At 67.2% G+C, this 13930-nt stretch carries 9 protein-coding genes; 8 read left to right on the top strand and 1 reads right to left on the bottom strand.

Features of this window, described 5'->3' with window-relative positions; translation table 11 throughout:
* Positions 1-32 precede the first annotated feature (32 nt).
* From ACE3QP_RS02680 to dusA, 7 genes are all read left to right on the top strand, one after another.
* Positions 33-1178 carry a branched-chain amino acid ABC transporter substrate-binding protein gene (locus ACE3QP_RS02680; protein WP_198109936.1) on the top strand — a complete coding sequence of 382 codons (1146 nt, stop codon included), beginning with the start codon at positions 33-35 and terminating at the stop codon, positions 1176-1178.
* Between the two features lie 250 nt (positions 1179-1428).
* Positions 1429-2811 carry a TIGR03013 family XrtA/PEP-CTERM system glycosyltransferase gene (locus ACE3QP_RS02675; RefSeq protein WP_374433375.1) on the top strand — a complete coding sequence of 461 codons (1383 nt, stop codon included), beginning with the start codon at positions 1429-1431 and terminating at the stop codon, positions 2809-2811.
* A gap of 72 nt (positions 2812-2883) precedes the next feature.
* Positions 2884-4971: an XrtA/PEP-CTERM system histidine kinase PrsK gene (prsK, locus tag ACE3QP_RS02670; RefSeq protein WP_374433373.1), complete on the top strand. Its 2088-nt coding sequence runs from the start codon at positions 2884-2886 to the stop codon at positions 4969-4971.
* Positions 4968-6326 (top strand): PEP-CTERM-box response regulator transcription factor, encoded by a 1359-nt coding sequence (gene prsR, locus ACE3QP_RS02665; RefSeq protein WP_374433371.1) that lies wholly within the window; start codon positions 4968-4970, stop codon positions 6324-6326. The genes prsK and prsR overlap by 4 nt, the downstream gene beginning before the upstream one ends.
* Positions 6327-6373: 47 nt before the next feature.
* On the top strand, positions 6374-9157 hold the full coding sequence (gene prsT, locus ACE3QP_RS02660) for an XrtA/PEP-CTERM system TPR-repeat protein PrsT (protein WP_374433369.1): 2784 nt from the start codon (positions 6374-6376) through the stop codon (positions 9155-9157).
* Between the two features lie 28 nt (positions 9158-9185).
* A complete protein-coding gene (locus ACE3QP_RS02655; protein ID WP_374433368.1) occupies positions 9186-9962 on the top strand; it encodes a serine protease in 777 nt (258 codons plus the stop codon).
* 59 nt (positions 9963-10021) lie between these two features.
* Positions 10022-11008, top strand: coding sequence for a tRNA dihydrouridine(20/20a) synthase DusA (dusA, locus tag ACE3QP_RS02650; RefSeq protein WP_374433366.1), 987 nt, complete (start codon positions 10022-10024; stop codon positions 11006-11008).
* A gap of 21 nt (positions 11009-11029) precedes the next feature.
* Here the strand turns inward: dusA and ACE3QP_RS02645 are convergent, their stop codons facing one another.
* A complete protein-coding gene (locus ACE3QP_RS02645; protein WP_374433364.1) occupies positions 11030-11998 on the bottom strand; it encodes a recombination-associated protein RdgC in 969 nt (322 codons plus the stop codon).
* 162 nt (positions 11999-12160) lie between these two features.
* Between ACE3QP_RS02645 and ACE3QP_RS02640 the strand changes: the two genes are divergently transcribed.
* Positions 12161-13822 carry a serine hydrolase domain-containing protein gene (locus tag ACE3QP_RS02640; RefSeq protein ID WP_374433363.1) on the top strand — a complete coding sequence of 554 codons (1662 nt, stop codon included), beginning with the start codon at positions 12161-12163 and terminating at the stop codon, positions 13820-13822.
* Positions 13823-13930 lie beyond the last annotated feature (108 nt).

The raw sequence follows: 13930 nt of genomic DNA, 5'->3' as shown, positions 1-13930 counted from the left end.
TCAGTCCCGTAATTCCTTGTCGGAGACATTTCATGCAAATCAGGTTCAATCAGGTGGCCGTTGCGGCTTTGGTGGCCATGGGTTCGGTGGCGATGGCGCAGGAAACCCTGGAAGTGCGAATCGGCCACGTCGGTCCGACCTCCGGCGGTATTGCTCACCTGGGCAAGGACAACGAACTGGGCGCCCGTCTGGCCATTGAGGATCTGAACAAGAAGGGCGTGATGATCGGCGGCAAGAAGGCTGTCTTCAAGCTGCTGGCCGAAGACGACGCCGGTGACCCGAAGCAGGGCACGGCCGCTGCACAGAAGCTGGTTGACTCCAAGGTGCACGGCGTGGTGGGTCACCTGAACTCCGGCACGACCATCCCCGCTTCCAAGATTTACAGCGACGCAGGCATTCCGCAGATCAGCCCGTCGGCCACCAATCCCAAGTACACCCGCCAGGGCTTCAAGACGGCCTTCCGTGTTGTCGCTGACGACGTGCACCTGGGCGGCACCCTGGGCAAGTATGCGGTGAAGTCGCTGAACGGCAAGTCGATCGCCGTTATCGATGACCGTACCGCTTACGGCCAGGGCGTGGCCGACGAGTTCGAAAAGGGCGTGAAGTCCTCGGGCGGCAAGCTGGTGGGCCGCGAATTCACCAACGACAAGGCCACCGACTTCTCGGCCATCCTGACCAAGCTGAAGGCAGCCAATCCGGACGTCGTTTTCTTCGGCGGCATGGACGCCGTGGCCGGCCCGATGCTGCGTCAGATGAAGCAACTCGGCATCAATGCCAAGTTCATGGGCGGCGACGGTATTTGCAGCGGCGAGCTGCCAAAGCTGTCGGCCGGCACCATGGCCGATGGTCAGGTGTATTGCGCCGAAGCCGGCGGTGTTGAGGGCGAAGCGAAGAAGTCGATGGACGATTTCAAGGCCCGCTTCAAGTCCAAGTTCAACATCGAAGTCCAAATCTACGCGCCGTATGTTTATGACGCCGTGATGGTGATGGCGGACGCGATGGCCAAGGCGGGTTCGGTGGATTCGGCCAAATACCTGCCGGTGCTGGCAAAGACTTCCGACTACAAGGGCGTCACCGGCACCATCGCCTTTGACGCCAAGGGTGATATCAAGAACGGTGCTCTGACTCTGTTCACCTACAAGGGTGGCGCACGCGAGCAGGTGGCCGTGATTCGTTAATCGTCCCACCGACGATTCGAGAGCCCGCTCCGGCGGGCTTTTTCATTTATTTCGCCAATTCACTAGGCGACGCATGATTGCTGCGTGTGAACTGGTTCACTGTCCCCCCTGATTGGGCGATTCAGCACCCAAACAGGGGGCTTTCAACCCCTATGCGCAAGGGCATGATCGCGCCACTTTTTGAAACGCATGGGTGGCTGCGCATCGAGCTCTCTCGATTGGCTGCGCTACCGAATGCCAAGGGGCTTTCATGGTGCGCATCTTCAACCACTACCTTCGCCGTCGCACGATCATGCAAATCGGCTTCGACGTCGGACTGATCGTCGCCGTGCTGTTGCTGGTGGCCGTGGGCCAAGGCGTGGCGACGTTGCAGGCGCTGCCCGTGGCGGCCTCGCACGGCCTGTCACTGGCCGGCTTCATCTTCTTGATCAACAGCGCCACCGGTTTCTACCAGCCGGCTGCCAAGCGCTCGCTCACTGAAACCTGTGCACGCGCCCTGGTAGCGCTGCTGCTGGCGCTGCCGATCGCCTATGCGCTGACGGCACTGCTGCCCAACTCGCTGGATCAGGGCGGGGCGGTCACCGCTGCCGCCATGCTGGCTGTCTCCGCCGTGGTGCTGCACCGCGTGTATGCGTCGCACGTCGCCAACCCTTCGCATGGGCGCAGCAAAATTCTGGTGCTGGGCGCCGGGGCGACCGCTCAGGGCGTCGCCGCAAGCCTGCGCGCAGCCGACCCACACGCCCAGATCGTGGGCTTCTACGCCGGCAGCAACGAAACCGAGATCGCGGTACCCCAAGAGCAACTGGTGAGTGCCGAACAAGGCATCTCCGACACGGCGCTGCGCCTGGGCGTGGATGAGATCGTGGTGGCTCTGACGGACCGTCGGGGCGGCAACATGCCTATGCGCGAATTGCTGGACTGCAAGGTCTACGGCATCCGCGTGCTGGACGTGGCCACGCATTTTGAGAAGAACCTGCAGCAGATCAGTCTGGCGCATGTGAATCCGGGCTGGTTGATCTTCGGCGACGGCTTCAATCAGGGGGCCTTCCGCAGTGCGATCAAGCGAGTGTTCGACGTGGTCTTTTCCGGCCTGCTGCTGCTGCTGACCGCGCCACTGATGGTGCTGGCCGCTCTGGCTGTGAAGCTGGAGTCGCGGGGTCCGGTCTTCTACCGCCAGGAGCGGGTGGGTCTGAATGGTGCGCCGTTCTTCGTCACCAAATTCCGCAGCATGCGGGCGGACGCCGAGCGCGATGGCAAGCCGCGTTGGGCGACCAAGAACGACGACCGGGTGACGCGTGTCGGCAAGTTCATTCGCCGCACCCGTATCGATGAGCTGCCGCAGCTCTTCAATGTGCTGGGTGGTTCGATGAGCCTGGTCGGGCCGCGTCCGGAGCGCCAGTACTTCGTTGAAGAGCTGATCGAGAAGATCCCTTACTTCGCCGTGCGTCATTCGGTCAAGCCTGGCGTGACCGGGTGGGCGCAGGTTCGCTACGAGTACGGTTCGACCGTGGAAGACGCTGCCGCCAAGCTGCAGTACGACCTGTACTACGTGAAGAACCACAGCCTGTTCCTCGATCTCCATGTGCTCATCGAGACGGTGGCGGTGGTGCTGACCGGGCGGGGTGCCCGCTGACCGTTCCAGCGAACTCGGCCGCTCGGTGAGGGGCTGACGGATGAATAGGCGCGCCCTTTGAGCCTGGATGCCATGCCTTTGAGCGCTGCGGCCGCCCTCGTGGCGGCCGGCGCTTTTCTGGTTTGCCTGCTGGCTTTTGCGTGGCGGGTGTTCCGCCAGCGCGAACTGCACAACCTGCACAGCGCAGGATGGTTGCTGGCAGGCTTGGGCGCCTCGGCGCTGTGGGCCCTGACGCATGGCCTGCAGCAGCTTGGCTTCGAACTCGGCCAGGCCTCCGCGCTGTTGGACTGGCTGCGTCTGCTGGCCTGGTTCGGCTTCCTGCTGACCTTGCTGGGCCATGTGCTCTGGCGGCCGCAGGGAAGTTGGCTGACGCTGTCGGTGCTGGGCGTCCTGCTGATTGCATTTGTCACCCTGTGGCTGGCCGATGCCGACTGGCTCACACGGCGCGAAGGCAGCTGGCTGCAAGGCATTTCCGGCCTGATGGTGGCGGTGATGGGCCTGGTGCTGGTCGAGCAGGTTTATTTCAATGTCACCGAGGACGGCCGCTGGCTGGCCAAGCCCAGTTGCCTGGCGCTGCTGACCGTGTTCGGCTTCGACCTCTACCTGTTCGCCGACGCCACCCTGCTGGGTTCGCTGGATCCGCAATTGCTGGCCTCCCGCCCGGCGGTTCATGCCCTGGGGCTGCCGCTGCTGATGTTGGGGATTGGCCGCGGCATCGCCTTGCTGTCGCGCCTGCAGGTGTCGCGCAGCGCGGCCTTTCACTCGGCGGCGCTGCTGCTGGTCGGGGCGTACCTGATGGTGGTGGCCTTGCTGGGCTACTGGGTGCGCTATACCGGGGGGGCCTGGGGTCCCACCTTGCAGGTGCTGATCCTGGTGGCGGCGATTCTGCTGATGGCAGCCTTGCTGCTCTCCGGTTCAGCGCGCGCACGCTTCCGGGTGCTGTTCAGCAAGCACTTCTTTCGTTACCGCTACGACTACCGCCAGGAATGGCTGCGATTCACGGCCGCGTTGAGCACGCAGAGCTCTCCCGAGTACACCGGGCTGGCCGTGATCAAGTCGCTGGCAGGGCTGATCGAAAGCCCGGGAGGCGGCCTCTGGCTGCTCGATGCCGCAGGTCAGCGTTACGAGCAGGTGGCGCACTGGAATTTCGAGCGCCGCCAGCACATGGAGCCTGCCGACTCCGAGTTCCTGCGTGAGCTCAAGGCCACCGCGTGGATCGTCGATCTGCAATCGGCCCGGGAGGGGCGCGGTGTGGATGCCGAGGCCACGCCGCCCGAATGGCTGAGCCTGGAGACGCAGGCGCGCCTGCTGGTGCCGTTGCAGGCCGGGGGTGAAACGATCGGCTTTGTGGTGCTGCTGACCCCGCGTGCACCGCTCGAGCTGGATTGGGAGGTGCGGGACCTGCTCAAGACCGCCGCTTCGCAGGCGGGGGGCTATCTGGCCATGTTGCGCGCCACCGAGCAGCTGCTGGAGGTGCGCAAGTTCGATGCCTTCAACCGCATGTCGGCATTCGTCGTGCATGACCTGAAGAACATCGTGACCCAGCTCTCGCTGATGCTGAAGAACGCGCAGCGCCACGGCGACAACCCCGAGTTCCGCCAGGACATGCTGGAAACCGTCGAGCATGCGCTGGAAAAGATGCGCCAGCTGATGCTGCAGCTGCGCGAGGGTGAACGCCCCACCGGCCTGACCAGCGGCGTGGCCCTGGCGCCCATCGCGCAGCGCCTGCAGCAGGTGGCGCAGCAGCGCGGCCGCGAACTGCGCCTGGAACTGCACGGCGCGGTGGCGACCCGCGGCCACGAAGACCGCATCGAGCGCGTGATCGGGCATGCCGTGCAAAACGCATTCGATGCCAGTGCCGAGGGCCAGTCCGTGCTGCTGCGCATCGAAGCCGAGGGTTCTTCGGCGCGCGTGCAGGTGGTGGACGATGGCTGTGGCATGAGCCCGGAGTTCATCCGCGACCGCTTGTTCAAGCCCTTTCAAAGTACCAAGCAGCAGGGTATGGGCATAGGTGCTTACGAGAGCCTGCAGTACGTGCGTGAACTGGGTGGCAAGATGGACGTGGTCAGCCATCCCGGTGAAGGTACCTGCGTGACCTTCCTGCTGCCCCTCTTCCACCAACAACCGTCCAACGGCCTCTCCGATCGCGCCCTTGCATGAGCTCTGACGTTCGCCCCGCCTCCTTGCTGATCATCGAAGACGACCTTGCGCTGCAGAAGCAGCTGAAGTGGTCGCTTGATCGCTTCGAGGCCCACACCGCCAGCGATGCAGCCAGCGCCCTGCTGCAGTTCCGCAAGGTGCAACCCGGCGTGGTGACGATGGACCTGGGGCTGCCGCCCGACCAGGACGGCGTCACCGAAGGCTTCAAGCTGCTGGAACGCCTGCTGGAGCTGGATCCCTATGTGAAGGTCATCGTCCTGACCGGTCAGAACGACCAGACCAATGCGCTGCGTGCCGTGCGTCTGGGCGCCTACGATTTCCTGGCCAAGCCGGTGGATCCGGACGTTCTGTCGCTCACGGTCGAGCGTGCTCTGCGCATGCGCGAGCTGCAAGATGAAAACCGGCGCCTGAGCGCCGAGCAGGCCGGTGCCTTGGGCGGGCTCCTGACCCGCGATGACGCCATGCTGCGCATCTGCCGCACGATCGAGAAGGTGGCCCGCTCGGACGCCACCGTGCTGCTGCTGGGTGAGAGTGGCACCGGCAAGGAGGTGCTGGCTCAGGGCCTGCACGAGGCGGCCGGTCGCAAGGGGCGCTTTGTCGCCATCAACTGCGCGGCCATCCCGGAGAACCTGCTGGAGAGCGAGCTGTTCGGCTACGAGAAGGGCGCCTTCACGGGGGCCGCCAAGGCCACGCCGGGCAAGATCGAAGTTGCCCATGGCGGCACGCTGATGCTGGACGAGATTGGCGACCTGCCTATGTCCCTGCAGGCCAAGCTGCTGCGCTTCCTGCAGGAGCGCTCGATCGAGCGCCTGGGCGCCCGGCAGGAGATCGCGGTGGATGTGCGGGTGGTGGGGGCCACGCATCAGAACCTCAAACAGCTGATTGCCGATGGTCGCTTTCGTGAGGATCTGTACTACCGCCTGGCCGAGATCGTCGTGGAGATCCCGCCGCTGCGCCAGCGCCATGGCGACGCCGTGCTGCTGGCCCACGCCTTTCTCAAACGCATGGCGGCGGATCAGCGCCGGCGTGCCCCGACGCTCAGCGACGATGCCATCCGCGCACTCGAACGCCACAGCTGGCCGGGCAATGTGCGCGAGCTGCAGAACCTCATCAAGCGCGCCAGCATCATGGCCGACGGCGACCGCATCGTCGCGGCCGACCTGGGGCTGGATCCGGGCGACCCTGAGGAGCCCGGCATTGAGCTCGACCTGCGCACCGTGCGTGAGCGCGCTGAGCGTCAGGCCGTGGTCGCGGCCCTGGCGCGCTGCGACGGCAACATCGCGCGGGCCTCGGAGCTGCTCGGCGTGAGCCGTCCCACGCTCTACGATTTGATGGCCCGTTTGCAGATCAAGTAAGCGGCGAAGACCGGCCTGCGCCGGCAGTGACAACGGAAGGAATCTCGGTGCAAACGAGCGGAAACAAGGCGCGCCGCGTGGCGCAGATGGGGGCCATGCTGGCCCTGGCGGTGGTGCTTCAGGCCTGTGGCCAGAAGGATCCGGCCGAGGAACTGGGTGCCGCGCGCGCCGCGCTGGACAAGCGGGACCACAAGACCGCCACCATCCACCTGAAGAACGTGTTGGAGCAGGAGCCTGATCGCAAGGATGCCCGCCTGCTGCTCGCCAAGACCCTGCTGGAGTCCGGCGACCCCAATGCCGCCGAGGTCGAGTTCTCCAAGGCCAGCCGCCTGGGTGCGCCGCCAGAGGAAGTGGCACCGTTGCACGCCACGGCCTTGGTCGCCAAGCGTGAGGCACGCAAGGCCCTCGAGCTGTATGGCACGGTTCAACTCAAGGACCCGGCTGCAATGGCCGAGCTCAAGCTGGCCCTGGCCAGTGCACAGGGTGCATTGGGCAAGCGCGAGCAGGCGCGCGGCCTGGTTGAGGCCGCGCTCCAGTTGCAGCCGCAAGGGGTGTCGACCCGGCTGGCCTGGACGCGCGTGCTGATGGCCGAGGGCCAGGCTGACGAAGCCCTGGCGCTGATCGACGCCCTGCTCAAGGAGAACCCCAAACTGGCGGAGGCCTGGCGCTTGAAGGGTGACCATGCGGTGGCGCGCCGCGCGTTGCCCGAGGCCCGTCAGGCCTATACCGCGGCGGTGGATGCCGACCCGCGCAACATGGGCGCCCAGGGCGCACTGCTCACGGCCCTGATGACCGAGCGTGACCTGGACGAGGCGCGCAAGCGCCTTGATGCCCTCAAGAAGCTGGTGGGGCAGAACGGCGAAGTGCTGTACTTCGGTGCCGCGCTGGCCCTGGAAGCGCGCGAGCTCGGCCCCGCCTTCGAGCAGATCCAGCAGTTGTTGAAGATCGCGCCCGATGACCCACGTGCCCTGATGCTGGCCGCGCACATTGAGTTCCAGCGCGAGAACTACCTGCCCGCCGAGGCGCATCTGAACCGCCTGCTGGGTCGGGGTGTCGACACTCCAGCCGTGCGCGTGCTGCTGGCCCACACCTTCCTGCGCCGCGACGAAGCCCGGGCGGCGCTGGAGGCGTTGGGCGGTTTGCCCGAATCAAGCAACGACTCCCGCGTGCAAGCCCTGGCGGGTGAAGCGCTCATGCGCATGGGCGAGGTGCGCAAGGCCGAGGCCCATTTCCGCCGGGCGGTGCAACTCAACCCGCAGGACTCGCGCAGCCGCATCCTGCTGGCCATGCGCGAAGCCAACGCCGGCTCCGTCGACAAGGGCCTGAGCCAGTTGCAGGACATTGCCTCCGAGCTGGACAACCCGGCGGCCGACGTTGCCATCGTCGCGACCCTGGTGCGCAAGGGCGACTACGCCGGCGCCTACAAGGCCATCGACCAGGCGGCGGCCAAGCTGCAGCCCGGCTCGGCCGATTCCATGCGCGCCTCTGTCGCGCTGATGCAGGGCGACCGCGCCAAGGCCCGCACCCTGTGGGAGCAGGCGCTCAAGGCCAACCCCAAGCTGCTTGCCGCCGCGCAGCAACTCGCCCGGATGGACCAGACCGAGGGCAAGGCCAAGGACAGCGTGGCGCGCTTTGCGGCCGTGGTGAAGGCCGATCCGGCCCTGGTGGAGGCCAAGCTGGCCTGGCTGAATGCACGTCAGCTGGCCCAGGAGCCCGCGGAAGACGTGCTTGCGGCGGCACGCCAGATTGCCAAGGAGCATCCGAAATCGGTACCTGCGCAGCTGGCCTGGGTGCGCACCGTGCAGCAGCGCCAGGATGTGGCCGCCGCCTTGCAGGCTGCGCAGGATGCAGCGGCTGCCCTGCCCAATGAGCCGCAGCTGATTGAACTGATCGGCCAACTGCAGATGCGCCAGCGTGACTACAAACTGGCGGCGCTGAGCTTCAAGCGGTTGGCCGAGCTCAAGCCCAGCTCGGCCGCGGCCTTGATGCGCTTGGTCGAGGTTGAGGTGGCGCAGCGGGACTACGCCGCCGCGCTGGCCACCGCCAAGCGCGCGCAGGCCCTGCAGCCTGGCCGGCTGGATACCCAACGATCACTGGTGGCCCTCGAAACCGAGACGGGCAATGTGGCCGGAGCGCGCCGGCTTTTGAAGGAGATTCAGACCCAGCCCGGCCGCGAGGCCTTTGCTTTCGCCCTGGAAGGCGATCTGGAAACCAGCCAGCGCAACTGGGACGCCGCCCGTGCCGCCTACAAGCGCGCCTTGGAGCGCGGCGGGCAGATGAACGATGTGGCCGGCAAGCTGCACGGCAGCCTGGTGGCCGGCGGCAAGGAGGGCGATGCCCAGTCCTTCGAGCGCCAGTGGTTGGCCGACCACCCTGAGGACTGGAGCTTCCGCATGTACCTGGGCAATCTGGCCCTGGTGCGCGGCGCCTTCGAGCCGGCGCGCCAGCAGTACGAGCAGGTCGTCAAGGGCCAGCCCGGCAACGCCGTGGCGCGCAATAACCTAGCCTGGGTGCTGATGCGCGGCGGCGATCTGGCCAGTGCCGAGAACCAGCTGAAGGAAGCGCTGGCCCTGCGGCCGGGCGATGTCGAGATTCTCGACACCCAGGCGCAGCTGCTCTCCAGCCAAGGGAAGCACGAGCAGGCGCTGCAGGTGCAGCGCCGCGTGGTGGGCGTCGAGCCCGGCAACCCGGCCCGCCGTGTGGCGCTGGCGCGCCTGCTGATGGCCGCCAAGCAGCCGGACGAGGCGCGCGGCGAATTGCAGGGCGTGCTCAAACTGGGCGATCAGTACCCCGGCCAGGCCGAAGTGCGTCAGCTGCTGCAGCAGCTCTGAGGTTGGCCGGGCCAGAGGGATCCGAACCATGCAACGACGTGAACTGATGGCGCTGGCGTTTGCGCTCACCGCTGGGCTGGCCGAGCCGGCCCTGGCCCAGGGCCTGCCCAAGCTCATCGAGGCCAGCAAGCCGGGCGTGGTGCTGGTGGGCACGCACTCCCTGACCGACAGCCCGCGCTTTGGCTTCCGAGGCACGGGTTTCGTGGTGGAGCAGGGCCGGTTCGTGGTGACGAATGCCCATGTGCTGCCGCCCCCCGATGCCCTGGATTCCGAGCGCCGCGTGGTCATCCAGGCCTGGCAAGGGGGCAACCGCTGGGAGCAGCGCGAGGTCCGTACCGTGGCGCTGGCGCGTGCGCATGATCTGGTGCTGCTGCAGGTGGAGGGCGCGCCCTTGCCTGGCAGCCTGAAGCTGGCGCCCGAGGCCCTGGCGCGTGAGGGCACCGAAATCGCGCTGATGGGCTTTCCCGTGGGCGGCGTGCTGGGCTTCAGCCATGTCACGCACCGCGGCATCGTGGCCTCGGTCACGGGCATTGCCTTGCCCCAGCCGAGCGCCCAAGCGCTCAACGAGCGGGCGATCCGCCAGATCCGTGAGGGCAGTTTCGATATCTACCAGCTTGACGCCGTGGCCTATCCCGGCAACAGCGGCGGGCCGCTGTTCGATGTCGCCAATGGCACCGTCATCGGGGTCATCAATATGGTGCTGACGAAAAGCCGCGAGGCTGCGCTCAGCAGTCCCACCGGCATCAGCTACGCCTTGCCGGTGCGGCATGTGCACGCCCTGTTGCGTCAGGCGCAGCTGCCCTGAGTACTCGCGGGCTGCGGGTTTTCGATAATCGCGGGCTGTCCCCAGCCCCCTTGCCCTGCATGACTGCTTCGTCCTGGCGCCTGTCCGTCGCGCCAATGATGGACTGGACGGACCGGCATTGCCGCGTCCTCCATCGCCTGATCACCCGCCACACCCGCCTGTACACCGAGATGGTGACCACCGGCGCGCTGCTGCATGGCGACCAGGGGCGTCATCTGGATTTCGACGCCGTGGAGCACCCGCTGGCGCTGCAGCTGGGCGGCAGTGAGCCCGACGATCTGGCGCAATGCGCGCGGCTGGCCGAGCGCTGGGGTTATGACGAGGTCAATCTGAATTGCGGCTGCCCCAGCCCGCGCGTGCAGCGCGGTGCCTTCGGTGCCTGCCTGATGGGCGAGGCCGCCCTGGTGGCCGATTGCGTCAAGGCCATGCGGGACGCGACCACGCTGCCGGTGACGGTCAAGCACCGCATCGGCATCGATCGCCAGGAGAGCTACGAGTTCGTGCGCGATTTCGTCGGCACCGTGGCCGCGGCGGGTTGCGAGGTCTTCATCGTGCACGCGCGTAATGCCTGGTTGGACGGACTCAGCCCCAAGGACAACCGCGAGATTCCGCCCTTGCGCTACGAGATCGTGCACCGCCTCAAGCGCGAGTTTCCGCAGCTCACCATCGCCATCAATGGTGGCATCAAGGACGACGAGACGATCGCCGCGCAGCTGGAGCAGGTGGATGGCGTGATGGTGGGGCGCCATGCGTACCACGAGCCCTGGGCGATGGCGGGTTGGGACGAGCGCTTCTTCGGCGCCCGTGCGCCAGCCACCGAACGCGAAGCGGTGGAAGAGGCCTGGATGGCCTATCTGGATGCCCGCTGGCAGCAAGGCCAGCCCTGGGCGCAGGCCATGCGCCATGCCCTGGGCCTGTGGAATGGCACGCCGGGGGCGCGGCGCTGGCGCCAGGTGTGGAGCGACCACCGGCTCAAGAGCCTGCCGCCGCGCCAGGTGCTGGCGCAGGCTACGGCCGCGCGGCTGGGGGCGCTGGAAACGGCCTGATCCCCGCCAGCCGCCGGCCTCTCAGTCCCAGGGCGCCTGCTCGTCCGAGGGCGTTTGCGTCGCCAGCATGGGCGCAGGCGCTGCGGCGCCCAGGCCGTCGCTCACGCCGCCCAGACCCTCGAACAGCGCGGGCAGCAGCTCCGACAGCTCGGCCGTGGCCAGCAGCATGTCGGCGTCGAAGGGGTCTTGCTCGTTTTGCGTGGCGCCGTCTTGGTCGAACACGCTGTCGTCCAGCTTCAGGCGGGTCAGCTGCAGGGTGTCGGTCAGCACCAGTTCCAGGCGGTCCTTCCACTGCAGGGCCATCTTCTTGACCTGCTTGCCCTCGGTGAGGTGCTGCTGCACGTCCTGGCCGTCCAGGCCGTGGCGGGTGTAGCGCACGCTGGCGTTCTGGCTGTCGGCGCTGCGCAGCTCGGCGTCGCGGCCGATGCCGAAGCCGGCTGGCGCCACGCCATCCAGCAGCCAGGCGCGCATGCAGGCGGCCGGGCTTTCGGCCGTCATCAGCGGCTGCGGGGCCAGATTGGGGATGGCTTTGGTCAGCAGGCTGAGCGCCGAATCGGTGCGCGCGGCGGTGGTGCTGTCGATCGCCAGCAGCTCCAGCTGCGGTGCAATCCAGACGCGCAGCGAGGTCTGGCGCGTGAAGGCCAGCGGCAGCAGGTCCAGCATGGCTTCGTCCTTGAGTTCGCGGCGGCGCTTGGCGCCGGGCTTGCGGCCGCTCTCCTGCTCGATCTTCTCGGCCAGCTCTTCCACCCGCTCACGCACCACCGAGCCCGGCAGCAGGCGCTGCTCGAACTGCAGCTTCAGCAGCAGATGGCCGTTGACCCACTCCGCCAGCGGGCCATGGGCCTTGCCGCGCGGCGGCACGAAGCCGACCGACAGGGGCTGGGTGGGCATACAGGGGGTGAAGGGCAGGGCGGCCAGCTGCTCGTCCAGGCGCGCGGGGTCGGGCTGGGCATGGGCGGGCAGGCGGTAAAGGGTCAGGGCCTTGAACACGGCGGGACTTCTGGAAAGGCAGGGGGCGCGGATTCTGGCACCGCTCCGTCGGCCCGAGCTGCAGCCCGGTCGGCACAAAGCCCGCTCAGTCGGTTGGGGCTCGCCCTGCGGCCGGTGCACGGGCAGCATGTGCGGCTTTCCAAACCTGGAACCCACACGACCATGCACATCTCCTTGCGCTCCGCCCTCCTGCTGGCCCTCTCACCTGTCGTGCTGGCGCCCGCGCTGGCCGCGCCCCCGGCGAAGGAGCTGGCGGCCTATGCCGAACAGCTGCTGGATGAACAGGGCATCAAGAAGGACGGCCCCGGCCTGACCCTGCTCGTGGCCCAGGGCGATCAGCTGCTCTACCAGGGCGCACGCGGCATGGCGTCCGTTGAGCTGGGCGTTCCGCTCAAGCCCGAGCACCGCATGCGCCTGGGCTCGATCACCAAGCAGTTCGCCGCAGCCACCCTGCTCAAGTTCATCGAAGAGGGCAAGGCCAAGCTGGACGATCCCTTGTCCAAGTACCTGCCCGACTACCCGAACGGCGGCGCCATCACCCTGGCACAGCTGCTCAACCACAGCTCGGGCGTGAAGAGCTACACCGGCATCCCCGGTTACATGCACAACCCGATCCGCCAGCAGCTCAGCACGGCGGAGCTGGTCAAGGTCTTCAAGGACCAACCCGTCGATTTCGCCCCCGGCGCCGACTTCCGCTACAACAACTCCGGCTATGTGCTGGTGGGCGCGGTGATCGAGGCCATCAGCGGCAAGGCCTGGCACGAGGCGCTCGACGCCGCCCTGCTCAAGCCCCAGCGCATTGCGGTGAGCTACCCCGGCGAGCAGGGTCTGGTGCCCGGCATGGTGCAGGGCTATTCCAAGGTGGGGGCTGACGCCCTTTCGGTGGCGGGCGTGCTGAGCATGACGCAACCCCATGCCGCCGGCGCCCTGGTGGGCGATGTGCAGGCGCTTTGGCGCTGGAATCAGGCCCTGCATGGCGGCCAGTTGCTCAAGCCCGAAACTTACCAGCGCATGATCACTCCCGAGGGCGCGGCCGTGAAGGCGCGCTATGGCTACGGCATCGGCACCGACAGCCTGCGCGGCCAACCCATGCTGCAGCATGGCGGTGGCATCCATGGCTTCAGCACCCTGCTGGTCTACCAGCCCGAGCTGAAGCTCACGGTGGCCCTGCTGTCGAACTCCGACAGCGCCGGCATCAACCTCGATCTGATCGCCCGCAAGCTGGGCGCCAAGGCCATGGGCAAGCCCTACCCGGCCATCCAGCCGGTGGTGGTGGACGCCAAGGCCCTGCAGGCCTATGAGGGCATCTATTCGTCGGATGGCCGGGACACCCGCACCCTGCGCGTGCAGGGCGGCGTGCTGACCAGCACCCGCAGCGGCTCGCAGCCCTTCAAGCTCATTCCCCTGGGCAAGGACCGCTTCTCCTTCAGCAACACCGTGGCGCAGCTGCAGCTGGAGCGCGATGCCCAGGGCAAGGTGGTGGCGATGCAGTACTTCGCCGATGCCGACGGCCAGGGCGAGCGCTGGCCGCGCACGGCGGACCTGCCGCAGCGCGCCGAGTACGCGCTCAGCCCGAGCGAACGGCAAGCGCTGGTGGGTGAATACAAGTCGGCGCGCTTCTCCATCAAGGTGTTCGTGGACGAACAGGGCCAGCTGCGCGGCCAGGTGCCCGGCCAGCCGGTGGTGACGCTCAAGGCCAGTGGCCCGCGCGAGGTCTTCGTCGTCGAGGTGGAGGCCACGCTGAGCTTCGCCAGCGAGGGTGAGCAGCCGCGCAGCGTCACCCTCAAACAAGGCCCGACCGTCATGGAACTGCAGCGCAGCTGACGCGCATTGCGCTCCGTTCGCGCCGCGCCCGGCCCCACCGTAGCCAGAACCGGGGGGGCCGGGCCGCGGGTTTTGAACCAAGCCGGCCAACCCCACCCACCCCCCGTG

It is taken from the genome of Inhella sp. (assembly GCF_041912635.1).
Lineage (GTDB): Bacteria > Pseudomonadota > Gammaproteobacteria > Burkholderiales > Burkholderiaceae_C > Inhella.
Note: the sequence above shows the minus strand (reverse complement) of the source record. Positions and strands in the feature narration are given on the sequence as shown.

Coding starts and splice junctions, on each gene's coding strand:
- ACE3QP_RS02680 (WP_198109936.1), top strand. CDS start 33: ATGCAAATCAGGTTCAATCAGGTGGCCGTTGCGGCTTTGGTGGCCATG.
- ACE3QP_RS02675 (WP_374433375.1), top strand. CDS start 1,429: ATGGTGCGCATCTTCAACCACTACCTTCGCCGTCGCACGATCATGCAA.
- prsK (WP_374433373.1), top strand. CDS start 2,884: ATGCCTTTGAGCGCTGCGGCCGCCCTCGTGGCGGCCGGCGCTTTTCTG.
- prsR (WP_374433371.1), top strand. CDS start 4,968: ATGAGCTCTGACGTTCGCCCCGCCTCCTTGCTGATCATCGAAGACGAC.
- ACE3QP_RS02655 (WP_374433368.1), top strand. CDS start 9,186: ATGCAACGACGTGAACTGATGGCGCTGGCGTTTGCGCTCACCGCTGGG.
- dusA (WP_374433366.1), top strand. CDS start 10,022: ATGACTGCTTCGTCCTGGCGCCTGTCCGTCGCGCCAATGATGGACTGG.
- ACE3QP_RS02640 (WP_374433363.1), top strand. CDS start 12,161: ATGCACATCTCCTTGCGCTCCGCCCTCCTGCTGGCCCTCTCACCTGTC.